This is a genomic window from Microbulbifer sp. SAOS-129_SWC, assembly GCF_039696035.1.
Lineage (GTDB): Bacteria > Pseudomonadota > Gammaproteobacteria > Pseudomonadales > Cellvibrionaceae > Microbulbifer.
In genome coordinates this window covers 2,025,619-2,044,376 of sequence record NZ_CP155567.1, presented here as the reverse complement: position 1 = coordinate 2,044,376, position 18,758 = coordinate 2,025,619, and the positions used below count along the sequence as shown (strand labels likewise).

Sequence of the window (18,758 nt, the reverse complement as noted above, 5' to 3'; positions counted from 1 at the left end):
CTTGGATTCACACCTGCTTTTTAACCCGGCGCAACTGAATCGGCCCTGAATCTACTCGAAAAAGAGCAGAAAACAACCAATACCGAGAAATGAACACAACCCCATAAAATCAGCTATCTTCCAGAAAGCTCGATTTTTATACGCTCTTCTTCATTGGTAATAAATGGCAACATGCGACTAGCTGTCAGCCATGCCACACCAAATGCAGTCAACCCTGTCGCTTCGACATAGTAAGTCAACCGGTGAGTAATACCGCTAAAATCTATCCAGCCCAGAATATCGAGCAACTGCGCGGCCATAGCGCCAACCATAACTACGGCGCAGATTCTATAAATCCGCCCCCGAACCTTCGCCTCTTTAGAGTCTTTCTTTTTAGCTCTCAGGTAAAACAGCCAACAAAAAATTGCGAGGATAATTAACATTAAAATTGCCGAAGCCGTATGGACAATCCCAGTCATCGTGGGTTCTCTGGCTGCCCCCTCAACACCCCGGCCGGTAAAGCAATCGCATGGAAAAAATGCCACTGCTGCGACAGCGACTTCCCCAACTTTACTTAAGACAGCTTGAAACAAAGAGTAGCCATTATACGACCAGAGAAAAGCCGATATTACGCAGAGAGAGCCAACGAATACATTTCTGGCATTATCCGTTAAATGATATGACAGACTAATCGAGCTAATACTGACCCCAGGCGCCAGCAAGTCCGTTAAAATCGCAAGTGACAAAGCGATAAATCTCACGATGAATTTAGCAGTGTGGTGATCAATTTCTGTGTCTAGTGGCTTCCTATCCATGGACCCAATCTCATATGTTCGGAGTTACCAGCAGGTGGACGTGGCTGGCCATCAACGCCATGCATGTACCTGAATATCGAATTCCTTTGCATACTGTTTTAGCCAACCGGCGTAGGCGATCATGCCCTGATAAACCTACCGGTTGTTGCCCCGCTGTACGACATGCTGCGGAATCCCCGCAGGACCGAGGCGCGGCAATCTGGCCATCGAATTTTCCCCTCCCTCTTTGTTATCGCTATAGACTAATGGAAGGAAGAATCAGTGGGTGCTAATGGGTGACCCCATTTATTCAAATATGTATGGACCACGACATCCTACAGCAGCTTATAGAAAACATGTCCATCATGTGAATTTCTGTATAGATATATGAACTCAAATATAGGCGACATACTAACTATTTCAGATAATATTTCGCTTCTGCTTTGCTCAATGATTTCTTCAGGTGAAATCATTGGCGTGTATGCCCCCACAAGAAGAACCCCAGGGCCATACTTAGAATGCAGCCCTTTCATAGATTTTTTCCTATATTTTTTTAGAATTACCTCCTTAATCGCTTCACATGCTTGGCGATCTGGCTCACAAATTACTCTTCTTTGATAAGGCTTGTGAATTTTGTCATCCGCTGCATTTGAAGTGAGACTTTCTGCCCAGTCCGGGCTCTGGAACGCGTCAGTTACTTCAACCCAACTATTTTCATCGCCTATTGTTACCATTGCATCGGGCGGATCTGGCCGATCTAAAACCGTAAGCGACGTGCCACTATCTTCCAAGAACGACTTGAAGCTATTAAGAACTGATTCTTCATGCGCTGGTTGTATATCTCGGTGCTTCATTTTCCTTCCGATGCATAATGCCCGCATTTGCGGCCAGGTTGAAGTACAACATAGAACCAGTCCGACATCATGCGCTGTTATACCTTTGCAATATCGAATAGTTTGCATGGGATTGATAGTTTTGGGAAAAGATCTTTCATTTCCTGAGTGACCAACAAACTATATTTTTCTAGATTACTTTCTTTAAGATCAGCGACCCCATCGAAAAGTATACATGCGATTAACTGAAACAATGACATGCTTTTAGGTATTGATTCTGCGCCAGTTTTCTTAATATACCTACCAATGCAACCAAGCAAGCTGTCAATTTCTTTTATATGATAATAAGAGCGCCCTGATGGCTTTTGATTAGCCCTTATCTGGAATAATTTATACACATTGCTCGAGAATCTCGTCCAATCAGACGGCTCTAATTCTGCAGGCAGCAACTCTTCCCTGAAAAGCTCGGTAAAGAATAAATGGATTTTAGTTTGATCTTCTATATCAGGACTTTTACTTTCGAGTATGTACTCACTGGCGTGATCAAAGGCAAGAACCAATGTTTCAATCTGTTCTGTCGCAGCTTTTAACTGTGCAGCTAGCCGCTGCCTTTTCCAGTCCACCACAGGCGACTTGTAAGCTAGGGCATGTGTAGTTTTTGACCACGCGTATTCAAATATAGTCCTAATTTGAACTTCAAATTGAATGTCATACAGCGGCTCAGAGTCGTCGATATGGCCAGGCTTTTTAATTTTGCAGTACAGTCGCGTAGAGTCATAACGAAATACATCCGCAGGTTTTATTTGCTTTCCTTTATACCTAGACTTATCTGTGTCTAGAACGAAGAATTCAGATACAAAATCGCGAACTTGTTTTTCTTGATCTGGAAGGTTTATAACGATGGTGCAGGCATAAAGATCTGTTAGTTCGTCCCAGCTCGAATACATCCCGGTTTCTAACTTTTCAGATACTGACTCTTGAGATTTTATTCTTCCTTCGAATAAAAAACCGCTTTCTTCGCAAAACGGGCCAACTATTCCCTTGACCCTGCTCTGAATATTGTTTAAGAGCCCTAAATTCTCAGAATACCTGAGAAGCAATGATGAATAGCTCATTATTCATCACCTTTTTTGAATGACATCTTTGACAATTCTTATCCTAGCAGATCGCGGCCCGCTATCATTTGATGCTGATCTAGCTGCTTTATAGTATTCCTCTAGAGTATCGTCATTTTCCCTTGCCTCTTCATTATCAACTGCTTCAGAGAAAGCGATTAAACCCTGCAGAAGCGTATCTTTGTCTTTAATTTCATCTGCTTCTACAAGTTCTGAAATCGCCCCAAAAAGTGAGTAGAAGTCTGCTTGATTTTTAAATCGTGATCTTAAGAATTTTCCGTCCGTATCAAGTTCACGAATAGACTTAATATGCTTAATCGTTGATTTGAAAATATCTTCGACATCGGACTTAGACTCCCATTCAATATCACGATCTGAAAAGGCTTGATCTAGCGACTGCGTAGAATGACCTTTTGGACCAATATCGAGCAGCAATAGTAGGTGCGCTACGAACTCGACGTCTTTCATTTGCTTTTTAGATTGGGAGCTTATTTTGGGGAATCCATCTGGTAGATTCTTAGACATCCATGCGGTCATCTCCTCACATGATGTGATGAAAGCGCCGTCGAACTGAGCATGCCTTAATTCCTGATTTGATAGCTTTGCTGTATTTCTATTTATTCTGTCGAAGATCTTATTAATAGTTCCTTCATTATCTGTAGGAAGATATTCGACAGAAAACTGGTAAGACCAGATACTTTTTTTGACATCCGTATCTAAATCTCTGAAGTATTTTCCTCTATATTCACTTATTTGTGCCTTATCAGATACTGTAAATTCATTGTTCACAAATTCGAATATAGTAGTTAATCGCTGCTTCCCATCCACCACATGGTATGTAGCTACCCCCTCATCATTAATTTCTTCATAGAGGAATATAGCTGGCGCCGGATAATTCAATAGCAAGGTATCGACAAAATAATCCTTAAAATCCTGATTCCATACGCTTCTTCTTTGATATGGTGGCGTTAAGTCTAAGAGCTTTCTGGTGTAAATATCATTGAACCATGCGATTGTTTGAAAATTTTGTTTTCTATTCACTTTTTTTCCTTGGTAGAGATTTCTTGATGCTGATGTTATATATTCTTCGGAAGCACTGTGTATTGCATGCTCCACCCAGCATCTCTATTTCGCTCCGCATGGTGCGCCCTCCTGCTTTTCATGTTTACATTTACATGAGCAGGGTTAGATACATTTTCCTCACGTATATTCCATGTGAAGCGATTTGAGCTAGACCAATCTTGTAGTGTTTCTTGTAAACCAGGAGAAACTGACCACTGAAAATCTAGATCTTCACCATAAGGATCCCAAGCTTCTGCAATGAATTCAATAGACATTCCAACGCGAAGAGTAGGTCTATCATTCTGGCCAAAGTGGTTCCCTAAGCTATCATACAGCGCCTCAAAACGCGGAAAGTACTCATTAGGTGTATCTTTTTCGGCCATAAAGCGTGCTACCTTTGTTCTGATTTCACCAGCCATACCGATAACAAGTGATTTTTCTACGTTAGTCAAACTGCGCCGGTGCGCATCTGGATTTCTCAATGTTCTAAGGCGATCAAGGTATACTTGCGTTTGACATTTATCCGAAAAAACAGGATTGAATAAACTCCAGTTATCTATGATAATTCTTTCTAGATCATAAAAATCAGAGTAGTAGAGCAATCTTTTCTCTTTGATTCCTGCTGATCTTTTAGAACCCTCTTTCTCTCTCGATTTTTCCCACTTTTTGATCTTCTTTGGATCAACTCCGAGTTGATCTATGTAGTTATTGCCATAACTATCTTCACCCACTTTATTAATTATTAGCCTAAGTGAATTCTCTACTCCGCTTAAAGCATCAGAGCATTCTTTGCTCATAGCGCTGTTCTCAACTTTTTGCATAACGCCGCGAGCAGCGGCAGCTTGCTTTGGGCGCTTTATGCGCAAAAATGGGAGCGAAGCGACCTGTGCATAAATCAAGCTGTCCGATGGAGGCCCATAGGGCAGGAACGAATTGCCTCGCTTTGTTAAATGGCCTTAGTCGAAGTAGTAATCTTCGTCATAGCCTAAATTTGTTTCTGCAGATTGTGGCAACCAGCCAAAATCTTCTAGAACTTCAGTTCGAAGTCCTTTATACCACTCTTTAGCAGAGATACATGGTTGCAACCCATCGGGTGTTGCTCGGTGAACTACACCAGTAATAATAAACATACTTTTCGATTCAAGCCCTAGTAAATGGCCAGAATCTATAAGTTCACCAACTCTAGGCGTGTAGTGAGATTCGATAAAAAGTGGGTCACCTATTAAAGACCCTGTCTTTGTAAAATGTTGAATTCTAACTTTTGGCATCATTTCTCCTTGCCATTGGTCTTACCCACAAAAAGTAGACACTCTAACTACGCGCATTTGCGCTCATACTCATCTGGACTTATATAACCCAGTGTAGAGTGCCTACGTGCCCTGTTGTAGAAAACCTCGATGTACTCAAACACCTCGGACTTCGCCTGATCCACACTCTCAAAGCTCGCGGCATACACCAGCTCCACCTTCAAGCGACTGAAGAATGACTCCATCGCGGCATTATCCCAACAGTTCGCTTGTCGGCTCATGCTGGATCGGCATCTATTCTTCATTAGCAGGTCCTGATATCCCTGAGCACGATATTGAACGCCCCGGTCTGAATGAACAATCAAGCCCGGCGTTCTCTTCCTTTGCAGCAGAGCCATCTTCAATGCCTGCTGCGTAAGCTCTTCTGTCATCTGGGTATCTAGTGCCCAACCGACAATGCGTCGTGAATACAGATCCATCACCACCGCGAGATAGAGCCAGCGGTCTCTCACCCAGATGTAGGTGATGTCACTCGTCCAGCGTCGGTTAGGGCGATCCACCTGGAAGCAGCGCTTCAGCAGGTTGGCAGCCACGTTCACCTTACTCTCAACTGGCCGGCTATAACGGAAGCCCTTACCGTTCCTCGCCCGGATATGCTCTTTATGCATGATTCCAGCGATATAGTTGGTGGAGCAAGGTATCCCTGCTTCCATCAGCTCACGGGCGATCCTCGGAGCACCATAGCGGGCTTTGAAGCTCTCAAAGGTGTCCTTAACCCGCTCCGTAACCCGCTTCCTACGGATCGCCTGAGGGCTTTCCTCTCGGCTGATCCAACGGTAATAGCCCGAAGCGGATACTTCGAGGCACCGACACATCAAGCGTACCGGGCACAACCCTACATGCTCGCATATCAGTGCGTACTTTACTCTTGGTGGTTCGCAAAGTACGCAGCTGCCTTTTTTAGGAAATCGACCTCCTGACGAGCCTCATGCAGCTCCTTCTTCAGGCGGCGCACTTCAGCGCTCTCCTGCTTGGAGTAATCGACCCCATCCAGGCGATTGAATTGCTTCTCTGAGAGTCGATTGAACTGTCGTCGCCAGTTATAGATCTGCTGGGCACTGACACCTAGCTCTCGAGCTACTGAAGCCGTAGTAACTCCAGGCTTTTCCGCTCTTTTTACCGCCTCTCTACGGAATTCTTCCGTATACGCCTGAGTTCTTTTCTTACCCATGGTACACCTCCGTGTTAGGCCGAAACCTAACTATACAGGGTGTCTACTAAACGTGGGTAAGTCTTGCATATAACGCCGTAATCAGACGCGGCTTACTTTGTGTGCTTTTTGCACGAAAATAGGAGCGCAGCGACTGTGCAAAAAGTGCACAAAGTAAGGCGTCGGCTGCATTGCTTTGTTAAGCGGGCACTGCGCTAGAACCTAGGACTCTAAAGCTCGTAGTTTCGGCATCCTTTAGCTTCGTATACATGCTGAAGTTCGTTGCAGAATGAACTTCAGTGATAATTCTTGGCTTCATATTTTCCATACGACTCAGCACAAAATCAGCTTGCCTGCCACCTATCGGAGCTCTTAAAAATATCTGAATTTTTGCATTTGGTGATAGCTCTTCATGTTTTATTGATACCAACTTAGCTATTGTACCTGCCCATTCAATCTCACATTCGACACCAGTTATTTTGACCGTGAACGGGCTTCGGTTTGTCACCTCCAAGCACACTCTCGCAGATGGAGGGTTTTGGCAATTTATTGTCACGGCCTCGTATTCACTACTTATCATTACATCCATCATATTCTTGAGTTTTTCTTCTGGATACAGCTTTCGCATTACCCAAGGAAGAAGAAAACCTAAAGATTTAGTAACGAAACTTTTTACTAACTCGATCAACTTTTTTCCTCGATCGCTTAACAGTTTATTCAAAAGACGCGTCTATATATCCAGCTGTTGTCTATGCACGACGCACGCTTTTCCTCAAAGAGGAGAAAACCCACGGTTTTCACTAGGTTGAAATATCATCACGCCATTACGTCGATGCGATAACACGATGCGTCGATATTTATTTTTCGTCTGACGCGTCATGATCATATTAAGCCTGCCGAATTCATATACTAAGTGCGACACTGTTATTATTAAGAGAGGTGACCTGCGATACTGAGGTCTTTTTACTCCCGCCAAGAAGTGAAAAATAACCATGAAGTACCAGCAGATCACCTCAGAAGAGAGGTATATCTTGGCTGCGTTGAGAAAACAAGGGTTTTCTGTAGTCGCTATAGCCAAAAACCTCGATCGACATCGCAGCACCATCTACCGCGAAATCAATAGAAACAGCTGCCACCATATTGACGGCTCATATCGACCTAGTAAAGCCCATCGGCGCACTGTTGCAAGGCGAAGGCGCTCGAGGCGTAACAGACAATACAGCCATGGTGACTTCAAGGTAATTAGAAATCTACTTCGGAAAAAGCTGAGCCCTGAGCAGGTTGTCGGCTATATACGCCGATTTGGTTTGATGGCTAAGCGTATAAGCCATGAAACAATCTATCAGTACATTTGGCGAGATAAAGCCGCCGGTGGCACGTTATGGACACACTTGCGACAATCATCTAAGCAGCGGCGGAAGCGCTACAAGGCCTATGACAGCCGAGGAAGGCTAGCTGATAAACGACATATATCTGAACGCCCGGTTAGTGTTGAAAGCCGAAAATACCAAGGTCACTGGGAGATCGATACTGTCCATGGGCGAGGTAGCAATCATTGTATAGTGACGTTATCTGAGAGGAAGACGGGCTATGTGATGATCGGCAAGCTGCCGGATAAATCTACAGCGGCGCTAAATAAGAAAGTCATAAGCCTGATAAATCGGGATCCAGCTGGGTTCAAGACGATCACAGCAGACAACGGTACAGAGTTCCATCAATACAAGAAGATTGAAGGGCGTCACGACGTGAGATTCTACTTTGCCAATCCATATCACTCCTGGGAAAGGGGAAGCAATGAGAACATCAATGGGCTCATTCGCCAATACTTACCCAAAACGGAAAGCATGGAGGGCCTTACCCAGCAGCAGTGCAATCAAATTGCCAATCGCCTCAATCAGCGACCAAGAAAACGCTTTGGCTACAAAACTCCAGAGGAAATGTATTATGGGATCTAATGGCTATTGTCGCGGTTCAAACTTGATACTAAGCCTTCTTTGAAAGTCAATGACTTAGAAGTATTTCACGATGGATAGACGACGCGTCTCGTGATCTTGGAGGGCTGAACAGGAATTCGGCTATTTACCGTACAGGCAATAGCCATTTGGAGATTTAGAAGATGTGTCAGGGAGGCTATTGCCCCCCTTTAGGAGCCATTACAAGAAGACGTAACAGCGAATAGAGTAAGCCAATAATGCTCGTGCCCTTTGGCTTAGAAGGAATCACCAGGCACCCGCACCCACCCTTCCATCAAAATCCGCGCACTACGGCTCATAATGGCCTTGGTAGCAGTCCATTGGCCGTTGACGACTTCCGCTTCCGCACCAACCCGCAAGGTACCGGATGGATGGCCGAAGGTCACGGCATTGCGCTCCCCGCCCCCAGCGGCCAGATTGACCAGCGTGCCGGGAATCGCAGCGGCGGTGCCGATGGCCACCGCGGCGGTGCCCATCATGGCGTGGTGCAGCTTGCCCATGGACATTGCGCGCACCAGCACGTCGATATCCGCAGCCGCGACTTGCTTGCCACTGGAGGCGGTGTAGCCCTTGGGTGCCGCGACAAACGCGACCTTGGGGGTATGCTGGCGGCCGGCCGCGTCTTCCACCTTGTCGATCAGGCCCATGGCCTTCGCACCATAAGCACGGATGGTCTCGAACATGGCCAGCGCCTTGTCGTCACCGTTGATGGCTTCCTGCAGTTCGGTACCGACGTACCCGATATCCACAGCATTGACGAAGATGGTCGGGATGCCGGCGTTGATCATGGTGGCTTTCAGGGTGCCGACGTCCGGCACTTCCAGGTCGTCCACCAGGTTGCCGGTGGGGAACATGGCCCCCTCTCCATCGGCCGGGTCCATGAATTCGATCTGGACCTCTGCCGCGGGGAAGGTGACGCCGTCCAGTTCGAAATCGCCGGTTTCCTGCACTTCCCCATTGGTGATGGGTACGTGGGCGATGATGGTCTTGTTGATGTTGGCCTGCCAGATGCGCACGGTGCAGATGCCGTTCTGCGGCACCCGCGCTGCATCGACAAAACCACTGTTGATGGCGAAGGCGCCGACGGCGGCGGTCAGGTTGCCGCAGTTGCCGGACCAGTCGACGAAGGGTTTGTCGATGGAGACCTGGCCGAACAGGTAATCCACGTCGTGATCCGGCTGCTCGCTCTTCGACAGGATCACCGTCTTGCTGGTGCTGGAGGTGGCACCGCCCATGCCGTCGGTCTGCTTGCCGTAGGGATCGGGGCTGCCGATCACGCGCAGCAGCAGGTTGTCGCGGGCGCTGCCCGGCACCCGGGCGGCTTCGGGCAGGTCCTGCAGGCGGAAGAACACGCCCTTACTGGTGCCGCCACGCATATAGGTGGCGGGGATCTTTATTTGCGGTGCGAATGTCATGGTCAGGCCTGCGCCTCCGCTTCGAGGAAGTCCTTGGCGAAGCGCTGCAGGACACCGCCGGCGCCGTAGATGGAGACTTCTTCCTGGGTGTCGAGGCGGCAGGTTACCGGTACTTCGACCGTTTCACCCCTCTCGCCATTATCAAGAGTGCGGTGAATCACCAGCGTCAGGGTGGCGCGCGGGGTTTGTTCGCCGATCACATCGTAGGTCTCGGTGCCGTCCAGCCCTAAGGTCTCGCGGGTGGTGCCGGGCTGGAATTCCAGCGGCAGTACGCCCATGCCGATTAGGTTGGTGCGGTGAATGCGCTCGAAACCTTCGGCGACGATGGCCTGCACACCGGCCAGCGCCACGCCCTTGGCGGCCCAGTCGCGGGATGAGCCCTGGCCGTAGTCGGCGCCGGCAACGATGATCAGCGGCTGCTTGCGCTCCATATAGGTTTCGATGGCTTCCCACATGCGGGTCACCTGCCCTTCCGGCTCCACGCGGGCGAAGGAGCCCTGTTTAATTTCGCCGTTGTCGTCGCGCACCATTTCGTTCAGCAGTTTCGGGTTGGCGAAGGTGGCGCGCTGCGCGGTCAGGTGGTCGCCGCGATGCGTCGCGTAGGAGTTGAAGTCCTCCTCTGGCAGGCCCATTTTCGCCAGGTATTCGCCGGCGGCGCTGCTGGCGAGAATCGCGTTGGACGGCGACAGGTGGTCGGTGGTGATGTTGTCACCCAGCACGGCCAGCGGGCGCATGCCTTTCAGTGCGCGTTCTCCCGCTAAGGCACCTTCCCAATACGGCGGGCGGCGGATGTAGGTGCTCATCGGGCGCCAGTCGTACAGCGGCTGGCCCTTCTCGCTCTCGCCCTTCTCCAGATCGAACATCGGGATATAGACCTCGCGGAACTGCTGCGGCTTTACGCTGGCTTTTACGATCGCGTCGATCTCTTCGTCGCTCGGCCAGATATCTTTCAGGGTGACCGGGTTGCCGTCTTGATCGTGGCCCAGTATGTCCCTCTCGATATCGAAGCGGATGGTGCCGGCAATCGCGTAGGCGACGACCAGCGGCGGCGAGGCCAGGAACGCCTGCTTGGCGTAGGGGTGAATGCGGCCGTCGAAGTTGCGGTTGCCCGACAGCACGGCGGTGGAATACAGATCGCGGTCGATCACTTCTTTCTGGATCGCCGGGTCCAGCGCGCCGCTCATGCCGTTACAGGTGGTACAGGCAAAGGCGACCACGTCGAAGCCCTGTTGCTGCAGTTCCGGCAACAGGTTGGCTTCTTCCAGGTACATTTTCACCGTCTTGGAACCCGGTGCCAGCGAGGTCTTCACCCACGGCTTGCGGGTCAGGCCCAGCTTGTTGGCGTTACGGGCGATCAGGCCGGCGGCAATCATATTGCGCGGGTTGCTGGTGTTGGTGCAGCTGGTGATGGCGGCAATAATCACCGCGCCGTCGGGCATCAGGCCCTCTTCTTCCTTCCATTCCTTCGCGATACCGCGGTTGGCCAGTTCGGAGACCGGCAGCAGCGCATGCGGGTTGGACGGGCCGGCCAGGTTGCGGCCTACTGAGGAGAGGTCGAACTTGAGTACGCGCTCGTAGTCGGCCTCTTTGAGGCTGTCGGCCCAGAGGCCGGTTTCCTTGGCGAACTTCTCTACCAGGGCCACCTGCTCGTCTTCGCGGCCGGTAAGCTTCAGGTAGTCGATGGTCTGCTCGTCGATGGCGAACATGCCGGCGGTGGCGCCGTACTCCGGCGTCATGTTGGCGATGGTGGCGCGGTCGCCGAGGCTCAGGCTGGCCGCGCCCTCGCCGAAGAATTCCAGGTAGGCGCCGACCACGCGCTCGCGGCGCAGGAACTGGGTCAATTCCAGCACCATGTCGGTACCGGTGATGCCGGGCTGCAGTTTGCCGGTCAGCTCGACGCCGACGATATCGGGCAGGCGCATGGCGGAGGCGCGGCCGAGCATGACGCTCTCGGCTTCCAGGCCGCCGACGCCGACGGAGATAACGCCGAGTGCGTCGACCATCGGGGTGTGGCTGTCGGTGCCGACACAGGTGTCCGGAAAGGCGACGCCGTCTTTCTTCTGCACTACCGGCGACATCTTCTCCAGGTTGATCTGGTGCATGATGCCGTTGCCGGGCGGGATGACGTCGACGTTTTCGAACGCGGTCTTGGTCCAGTTGATAAAGTGGAAGCGGTCTTCGTTGCGGCGCTCTTCCACGGCGCGGTTCTTTGCGAACGCGCCTTGTTCGAATCCGGGGTGCTCTACCGCGAGGGAGTGGTCGACGATCAGCTGGGTGGGCACCACCGGGTTGACCTTGGCCGGGTCACCGCCCTGCTCTGCGATGGCGTCGCGCAGGCCGGCGAGGTCCACCAGTGCGGTCTGGCCGAGGATATCGTGGCACACCACGCGCGCGGGGTACCAGGGGAAGTCCAGGTCGCGCTTGCGCTCGATGATCTGCTTCAGCGCGTCGGTGAGCTGTTCCGGTGCGCAGCGGCGCACGAGGTTTTCCGCGAGGATGCGCGAGGTATAGGGCAGTTTTTCATAGGCGCCGGGCTGGATGGCGTCGACGGCGGCGCGGGTGTCGAAATAATCGAGATCCGTGTCGGGGAGGTTTTTGCGGTATTCGGTATTCATAATCTGTCAGTCTATTGAGGCGCGGGCCCCTGTAGGAGCGGCGGGAGGGCTATCCACCCTTGGCCGCGATCGGACTTTCCGGGCTGAAACACCCTGCCACTAAGGAAATTCTGGGCGGGCCTGCTAGCGGGAGCTGTTTGCCAGACACGCCGTGAATACATCCCTGTAGGCTCTAATCGGCATCCATGCCTCATAAGGTCTGGCAAACAGCTCCCGCTACCAGTCCCTTCGCATTCTGCTTCGCGATTCTATTCAAACAACCGTCGCCACACCGGCGCGCGCCGGAATGACGACTCAGCGAGTGAATCAGCCGCGCTCGGCGATCGGGGTCACCTTGCGCGGTTCCACGCCGACATATTCTGCGCTCGGGCGGATGATGCGGTTGTCGGCGCGCTGTTCAAATACGTGGGCGGCCCAGCCGGTGAGGCGGGACATCACGAAGATCGGGGTGAACAGCTTGGTGGGGATGCCCATAAAGTGGTACGCGGAGGCGTGGAAGAAGTCGGCGTTGCAGAACAGCTTCTTCTCGCGCCACATCACTTCTTCACAGCGTACGGACACCGGGTACAGCACTGTGTCGCCCACGTCGGCGGCCAGCTTTTCGGACCACTGCTTGATGATGGCGTTGCGCGGGTCGGATTCGCGGTAGATCGCGTGGCCGAAGCCCATGATCTTTTCCTTGCGCTCCAGCATGCCCAGCAGTTCCTTTTCCGCTTCGTCGGCGGAGGAGAAACGCTCGATCAGTTCCATCGCGGCTTCGTTGGCGCCGCCGTGCAGCGGGCCGCGCAGGGTGCCGATGGCGCCGGTGATGCAGCTGAACAGGTCAGACAGGGTGGAGGCGCACACGCGCGCGGTGAAGGTCGACGCGTTGAACTCGTGCTCGGCGTACAGGATCAGGGACACGTTCATCACCTGCTCGTGCAGTGCGTTGGGCTTTTCGCCGCGCAGCATATGCAGGAAGTGGCCGCCGATGGAGTCGTCGTCGGTTTCGGTATCGATACGCACGTTGTCGTGGGTGAAGCGGTACCAGTAGCAGATGATGGACGGGAACGCGGCCAGCAGGCGGTTGGCTTTTTCCAGCTGCTGGTCGAAGCTCTCTTCACCTTCGAGGTTGCCCAGCATGGAGCAGCCGGTGCGCATGACATCCATCGGGTGGGCGTCGGCGGGAATGCGCTCGAGCACTTCTTTCAGTGCCTGCGGCAGGCCGCGCATGCCTTTCAGGGTGCCTTTGTAGTCGGCCAGCTGCGCCTTGGTGGGCAGTTCGCCGTAGAAAATCAGGTAGGCGACTTCTTCGAATTCACAGTGTTCCGCCAGGTCTTTGACGTCGTAGCCGCGGTAGGTCAGGCCGGAGCCGGATACACCGACGGTGGACAGTGCGGTTTTGCCTGCTACCTGGCCGCGCAGGCCGGCGCCGCTGAGTTGTTTCTCTGCCATTTTCTATTTCCCTTTTCTCTCAAGTTTGTACTGTGTCTTGCAGCAGCGGCCGCTGGCGGATGGCCGCCCCGCCGCTGCTACCGATTCGGGTCCTGGTGCAGTGCCAATTACTTCTTGAACAGCTCGTCGAGCTTCTGCTCGAAGTCGTGGTAGTTCAGGTAGTCGTACAGGTCGGCGCGGGTCTGCATGGTGTCGACCACGGCCTGCTGGTCGCCGTTTTCGAGAATACTGGTATAGACGTTCTCCGCGGCCTTGTTCATGGCGCGGAAAGCGGACAGCGGGTACAGGACCATATCGGCGCCGGACTCGCCCAGCTCCTTGGTGTTGTACAGCTTGGTTTTGCCGAACTCGGTGATGTTGGCGAGAATCGGCACATTCAACGCATCTTTGAACGCGCGGTAGTGTTCCAGTTCGGTCACTGCCTCGGCGAAGATGCCGTCGGCGCCAGCTTCGATACAGGCCTGGGCGCGGTCGATGGCGGCGTCGAGGCCTTCCTGGGCGAAGGAGTCGGTGCGCGCCATGATGAAGAAGTCGTCGTCGGTGCGCGCGTCAACCGCGGCCTTGATGCGGTCGACCATCTCCTGCTTGGAGACGATCTCCTTGTTCGGGCGGTGACCGCAGCGCTTCTGCGCTACCTGGTCTTCGATATGCACGGCGCCGGCGCCGGCGCGGATCATTTCCTTGATGGTGCGGGCGATATTGAAGGCGCCGCCCCAGCCGGTGTCGATATCCACCAGCAGCGGCAGTTCGCTGGCGGCGGTGATGCGGCGCACGTCTTCGAGCACATTGTCGAGGCTGGTCATACCCAGGTCCGGCAGGCCGTAGGAGGCGTTGGCGACGCCGCCGCCAGACAGGTAGATGGCCTTGTGGCCGATGCGCTCGGCCATGATGGCGCTGTAGGCGTTGATGGTGCCGACAACCTGCAGCGGGTTGTTCTCTTTCAGGGCGCGGCGGAAGCGCGCGCCGGCAGACAGTGTCTGGCTCGTTGTTTGGGTCATAGGTAAGCTCCGTTTAGTGGGAGAGTTTCCTCTCGATATTCTGTCGCGAGGCGCGGATATGGCGGCGCATCAGCAGTTCTGCCAGCTCCCCGTCCCCGGCCTCGATGGCTTCGATGATATGGCTGTGCTCGCGAAACGCGCGCTTGGCCCGCGGGCTGGCCATGCCCAGCTGGTAGCGGTACATGCGCACGCGGTAGTAGAGGCGGTTGCACAGGGTGTCGATCAGCAGGTCGTTGTTGGAGGCCTGCACGATGCGGAAATGGAAGTCGAAATCCCCTTCCGGCTGGAAGTAGGCGGTGCCGGCCTGCAGGCCCTCCTGCTGCTCGTGGCGGGCGAGCATCTGGCGCAGGGCGGCCAGGTCTTCATCGCTGCGCTCGGTGGCAGCCAGGCGGCAGGCCATGCCCTCCAGGGCCTCGCGCACGTCGTAGAGTTCCAGCAGGCCGCGTTCGGTGAGATCAACCACGCGGGCGCCCACGTGCACGCGGCGCTCCAGCAGGCCGAGCGATTCGAGGCGCATCACGGCCTCGCGCAGGCTGCCGCGGCTGGCATTGAAGCGCCGCGCCAGCTCGGGTTCGCTGATCTTGCTGCCAGCGGGAATGCGGCCTTCGACTATTTCGCCACGCAAGGTCACAAAAAGGCGATCTGCCAGGCTCTGGCCCGTCCCCTCCGCTTCCAGCTGTGCATCCGGCATTTGCATAGGCTGATCCACCCGCCCCAGATTGTCGACAATCTTAATGTGCGGGCACGATAAATCAGTGAGGATTCGACGTCAACCGGAAGAATCCCCGGCAAGTGTTGACAATCCAGAGGGAGAACTGACGTGTCACGGAGCAGTAGTCTTGTTCCAGCGAAGGCGGCATAATAGCGCCCGCGTCGCTGCGCCTGTCCACGCCTGCCCGGCACTCTATGCTTGGTAGTGAGCGAAAATGGGAAAGGGTTCACCGGAGTGGACGCATATCCACTGGCGATGATTGCATTGTTTAAGGCTGCCGGTTATCCCGGATCGATAAAGTTATGCCGAAGAGTATTATCAGGCGCTGGCTGCCGACTCCGGAACAGGTACGCGCCAATAACGGCTTAAAGTTCCTCGGCAAGCTGCTGCACGACCCCAACCTGTTTCACCTGAACCGCCACTCGGTTTCGGTGGCCTTTGCCGTGGGCGTGTTTACCAGCTTCCTGCCGCTGCCCGGGCAGATGCTGATCGCGGCGCTGCTGGCGCTGTGGTTCCGCTGCAACCTGCCGCTTTCGATGGCGCTGGTGTGGATCAGCAACCCGGTGACCATGCCGGCGATCTTCTTCAGCACCTACAAACTGGGCGCCTGGATTCTGGGCACCCCGCCGCTGAATTTCCATATTGAACTGTCGTGGCAGTGGCTGACGCAGGAAGTGGGGAAAATCTGGCTGCCGCTGTTCTTCGGCTCGCTGCTGGCGGGGGTCTTCTTTGCCGCCGTATCCTACTTTGCGATGCAGGGGCTGTGGCGCTGGCATGTAGTGAAGCGCTGGAAGCTGCGCATCCAGAAGCGCTCGACGGCCGGCTGAGCACGCATTGCCGCGGTTGGCGGCAATGCGGATTGTCAGCACTCCTGCCCTAGCGGCGAAAACTCCTTCCCCTACACCTACCGCGCGCCCAGATTCAGGAGCCGTGCACCCGCTTCCAGCAGTGCGCGAGCACACAGAAGTACCCGCCAAACAGCACAAACAACGGCGGGAACAGGGACACCAGCGCGTCAGCGCCAACGCCCTGCTTCAGGAACAGCAGCAGCGAGACCAGACACCAGACAAACAGCGGATAGAGCAGCGCGCAGGTAAACAGGCGAAACTGCCCGAATGGCTCACCCTCTTCCGGGCGCAAAAACGGAAACGGCCACCAGGCAATCGACGGGCGATGGAAGGCGACGAGGAATTCGCTGAACGTTACTGACTCTTTGCGCTTTGTCATTCTCTTGCCCCCACCCCATTTCGCCTGCCGGGCAGGCGAAATTCTCTGTGATTATTGTTCGTTGCGCAGCGCCGCCGCCGGCTGCACGCGACTGGCCTGCAGCGACGGGTACAGCGTTGCCAGCAGGCTGAGCAGGAAGCCGGCGCCCACCACCAGCGCCACATCCGGCCAGTGCAATTGCGATGGCAGGTAGTCTACCGGGTAGACATCGGACTTCAGGAAATGCACGCCGAACAGGGCTTCGATACCGCGCACCACGTCGGTCACCGCCAGCGATCCGATCACGCCCAGAATCCCGCCGACCACGGCGCCCACCAGCCCCACCAGCGCGCCCTGGCTGACAAACGTCAGCAGGATCTCGCGGGTACTGGCACCCATGGTGCGCAGGATGGCGATATCACTGTGCTTGTCGATCACCACCATCACCAGCGTGGACACCACATTGAAGGCGGCGATGGCGATGATCAGCAGCACCAGCAGCCCCACTAGGTTGCGCGACATCTGGATCGCCTGATACAGGTTGCCCTGGGTGCTGGTCCAGTCGTTGCCGTAGAAATTCTGTGCCGGCAGCTGGTTCAGCAGGTCGCGCAGAATGCGGTTGGCTTCCAGCATCTTGTGGAAGCGCAGCTGCACGCCGGCGCCGCCGGCATCGCCGGCCAGGTCCCGGGCCTGCGCCCAGGACACCAATGCCAGCGACTGGTCCAGCGCGGTGCCGGAGTGGAAGATATCCACCACCTTGAACCCGGCCAGGCGCGCGGCGCTGCGCCCGCTGTTATCGTTGCTGTCGGGCACAATCAGCGACAGGTGCTCACCGACCTTGATATCCAGCTTGTCCGCCAGGCCGCGGCCGAGAATCACGCCGCCGCCGGCCAGTTGCGCCAGGCTCTCCGGCTTCAGGAAGCGGCCGATATTGGAAACGTTGCCGATGGTGTCGGGGTTGATGCCCTGCACCAGCAGCGGCGTCACTTCCCTGCCCTTGCGCGCCAGCGCGTTCACCTGCCACACCTCGGCCGCCGCCACCACTTCCGGCGATGCCGCCAGCTGGTCGCGTAGCGCCGGCCAGTCGATATCCGGGTTGGCGTTGTAGATGGTGGCGTGGGGCATGATGCCGAGAATGCGCTCGCGCAGTTCGCGGTCGAAGCCGTTCATCACCGACATCACCACAATCATCAGCGCGACGCCGAGGATCAGGCCGACCATGGACAGGCCGGAGATAAACGACACCAGGCCGGCGGAATCCTCGCCGCGGCGCTGGGCGCCGGCGTAGCGCAGGCCGATAAACGCGGGCAGCGGCCTAAACACGGTCGCCCTCGTGCCAGTTGCGCTCCAGGCGGCCGTCGATCAGGTGCAGGGTGCGGTCGAGGGAGGCGGCCAGGTCCGGGTCGTGGGTGACGATCACGAAGCTGATCTGCAGCTCGCGGTTGAGCTTGTCCATCAGCTGGTGAATTTCTTTCGCGGTGGCGCGGTCCAGGTTGCCGGTGGGCTCATCCATCAGCACACACGCGGGCCGGGTGACCAGTGCACGGGCGATGGCCACGCGCTGGCGTTCGCCGCCGGACAGCTGTGACGGCTTGTGGGTCAGGCGCTCGCCGAGGCCCACGGCCTGCAGCATGGCCTCGGCCTCGCTGCGCGCCGCCGCCACCGACTGCTTGCCGATCAGCAGCGGCATGGCGACATTTTCCAGCGCCGAGAACTCACCCAGCAGGTGGTGAAACTGGTACACGAAACCGAGGCTTGAGTTGCGCAGCCAGCCGCGCTCGTTGGCGTTCAACTGCGCCAGGTCGCGCCCGGCCACCCATACCTCGCCGGAGCTGGGCGTATCCAGGCCGCCGAGCAGGTTCAGCAGCGTCGACTTGCCGGAGCCGGAGGCGCCGACAATCGCCAGCTTTTCGCCCTTGGCCACACTCAGCTCTACGCCGCGCAATACCTCCAGCTGGTTGTTGCCCTGCTGGTAATGCTTGCGCAGCTGGCGACAGGCCAGCACTGCATCCGGGGCGACGGCCGGACTCGCTTGTTCCGTTGTTATTTCCACTTGGCTGTTCATCGACAATTTATTCTGCGTAGGATGGGCAAAGGAGCGAAGCGACGTGCCCATCATCAAACTGGCGATGGGCACGCTTCGCTTTGCCCATCGTACATTTTTT

At 54.7% G+C, this 18,758-nt stretch carries 19 protein-coding genes; 2 read left to right on the top strand and 17 right to left on the bottom strand.

Annotated features, from left to right (window positions below; translation table 11 throughout):
- Nucleotides 1–113: 113 nt before the first annotated feature.
- The 9 genes from ABDK11_RS08855 to ABDK11_RS08815 form a co-directional block, all read right to left on the bottom strand.
- Nucleotides 114–794 (bottom strand): DUF998 domain-containing protein, encoded by a 681-nt coding sequence (locus ABDK11_RS08855; RefSeq protein WP_346839929.1) that lies wholly within the window; start codon nucleotides 792–794, stop codon nucleotides 114–116.
- A 314-nt stretch (nucleotides 795–1,108) separates the two neighbouring features.
- Nucleotides 1,109–1,627 carry a hypothetical protein gene (locus ABDK11_RS08850; RefSeq protein ID WP_346839928.1) on the bottom strand — a complete coding sequence of 173 codons (519 nt, stop codon included), beginning with the start codon at nucleotides 1,625–1,627 and terminating at the stop codon, nucleotides 1,109–1,111.
- Nucleotides 1,628–1,704: 77 nt separating this feature from the next.
- Nucleotides 1,705–2,721 (bottom strand): RelA/SpoT domain-containing protein, encoded by a 1,017-nt coding sequence (locus ABDK11_RS08845; protein WP_346839927.1) that lies wholly within the window; start codon nucleotides 2,719–2,721, stop codon nucleotides 1,705–1,707.
- A 6-nt stretch (nucleotides 2,722–2,727) separates the two neighbouring features.
- Nucleotides 2,728–3,762 (bottom strand): DUF262 domain-containing protein, encoded by a 1,035-nt coding sequence (locus tag ABDK11_RS08840; RefSeq protein ID WP_346839926.1) that lies wholly within the window; start codon nucleotides 3,760–3,762, stop codon nucleotides 2,728–2,730.
- Nucleotides 3,763–3,797: 35 nt separating this feature from the next.
- Nucleotides 3,798–4,580, bottom strand: a complete 783-nt coding sequence (locus tag ABDK11_RS08835) for a hypothetical protein (RefSeq protein ID WP_346839925.1) — start codon at nucleotides 4,578–4,580, stop codon at nucleotides 3,798–3,800.
- Nucleotides 4,581–4,739: 159 nt separating this feature from the next.
- Nucleotides 4,740–5,051 carry a hypothetical protein gene (locus tag ABDK11_RS08830; protein ID WP_346839924.1) on the bottom strand — a complete coding sequence of 104 codons (312 nt, stop codon included), beginning with the start codon at nucleotides 5,049–5,051 and terminating at the stop codon, nucleotides 4,740–4,742.
- Nucleotides 5,052–5,098: 47 nt separating this feature from the next.
- Entirely contained in the window at nucleotides 5,099–5,941 is an 843-nt protein-coding gene (locus ABDK11_RS08825) for an IS3 family transposase (RefSeq protein WP_346840189.1), read from the bottom strand.
- A gap of 11 nt (nucleotides 5,942–5,952) precedes the next feature.
- Complete coding sequence (locus ABDK11_RS08820) at nucleotides 5,953–6,261, bottom strand: transposase (RefSeq protein ID WP_346839923.1); 309 nt, start codon at nucleotides 6,259–6,261, stop codon at nucleotides 5,953–5,955.
- Nucleotides 6,262–6,439: 178 nt separating this feature from the next.
- The gene (locus tag ABDK11_RS08815) at nucleotides 6,440–6,928 is read right to left on the bottom strand and encodes a hypothetical protein (RefSeq protein ID WP_346839922.1); all 489 of its coding nucleotides are present in this window, start codon (nucleotides 6,926–6,928) and stop codon (nucleotides 6,440–6,442) included.
- 304 nt (nucleotides 6,929–7,232) lie between these two features.
- On the opposite strand from ABDK11_RS08815, the gene ABDK11_RS08810 reads away from it, so the two are divergent.
- Nucleotides 7,233–8,195 (top strand): IS30 family transposase, encoded by a 963-nt coding sequence (locus ABDK11_RS08810; RefSeq protein ID WP_346838697.1) that lies wholly within the window; start codon nucleotides 7,233–7,235, stop codon nucleotides 8,193–8,195.
- 254 nt (nucleotides 8,196–8,449) lie between these two features.
- On the opposite strand, the gene prpF is transcribed toward ABDK11_RS08810, so the two are convergent.
- The 5 genes from prpF to ABDK11_RS08785 form a co-directional block, all read right to left on the bottom strand.
- Nucleotides 8,450–9,628: a 2-methylaconitate cis-trans isomerase PrpF gene (prpF, locus tag ABDK11_RS08805; protein ID WP_346839921.1), complete on the bottom strand. Its 1,179-nt coding sequence runs from the start codon at nucleotides 9,626–9,628 to the stop codon at nucleotides 8,450–8,452.
- A 2-nt stretch (nucleotides 9,629–9,630) separates the two neighbouring features.
- Nucleotides 9,631–12,243: a Fe/S-dependent 2-methylisocitrate dehydratase AcnD gene (acnD, locus tag ABDK11_RS08800; protein ID WP_346839920.1), complete on the bottom strand. Its 2,613-nt coding sequence runs from the start codon at nucleotides 12,241–12,243 to the stop codon at nucleotides 9,631–9,633.
- Nucleotides 12,244–12,549: 306 nt separating this feature from the next.
- Complete coding sequence (gene prpC, locus ABDK11_RS08795; protein ID WP_346839919.1) at nucleotides 12,550–13,677, bottom strand: 2-methylcitrate synthase; 1,128 nt, start codon at nucleotides 13,675–13,677, stop codon at nucleotides 12,550–12,552.
- Nucleotides 13,678–13,784: 107 nt separating this feature from the next.
- Nucleotides 13,785–14,675, bottom strand: coding sequence for a methylisocitrate lyase (prpB, locus tag ABDK11_RS08790; protein WP_346839918.1), 891 nt, complete (start codon nucleotides 14,673–14,675; stop codon nucleotides 13,785–13,787).
- 13 nt (nucleotides 14,676–14,688) lie between these two features.
- Entirely contained in the window at nucleotides 14,689–15,372 is a 684-nt protein-coding gene (locus tag ABDK11_RS08785; protein ID WP_346839917.1) for a GntR family transcriptional regulator, read from the bottom strand.
- A 317-nt stretch (nucleotides 15,373–15,689) separates the two neighbouring features.
- Between ABDK11_RS08785 and ABDK11_RS08780 the strand changes: the two genes are divergently transcribed.
- The gene (locus tag ABDK11_RS08780; protein WP_346839916.1) at nucleotides 15,690–16,214 is read left to right on the top strand and encodes a DUF2062 domain-containing protein; all 525 of its coding nucleotides are present in this window, start codon (nucleotides 15,690–15,692) and stop codon (nucleotides 16,212–16,214) included.
- A 94-nt stretch (nucleotides 16,215–16,308) separates the two neighbouring features.
- On the opposite strand, the gene ABDK11_RS08775 is transcribed toward ABDK11_RS08780, so the two are convergent.
- Genes ABDK11_RS08775 through lolD form a run of 3 tightly spaced genes read right to left on the bottom strand, consistent with a single transcriptional unit; the run spans nucleotide 16,309 to nucleotide 18,658 of the window.
- On the bottom strand, nucleotides 16,309–16,614 hold the full coding sequence (locus ABDK11_RS08775; RefSeq protein ID WP_346839915.1) for a hypothetical protein: 306 nt from the start codon (nucleotides 16,612–16,614) through the stop codon (nucleotides 16,309–16,311).
- Between the two features lie 51 nt (nucleotides 16,615–16,665).
- A complete protein-coding gene (locus ABDK11_RS08770; protein WP_346839914.1) occupies nucleotides 16,666–17,916 on the bottom strand; it encodes a lipoprotein-releasing ABC transporter permease subunit in 1,251 nt (416 codons plus the stop codon).
- Nucleotides 17,909–18,658 carry a lipoprotein-releasing ABC transporter ATP-binding protein LolD gene (lolD, locus tag ABDK11_RS08765; protein ID WP_346839913.1) on the bottom strand — a complete coding sequence of 250 codons (750 nt, stop codon included), beginning with the start codon at nucleotides 18,656–18,658 and terminating at the stop codon, nucleotides 17,909–17,911. The genes ABDK11_RS08770 and lolD overlap by 8 nt, the downstream gene beginning before the upstream one ends.
- Between the last annotated feature and the right edge of the window lie 100 nt (nucleotides 18,659–18,758).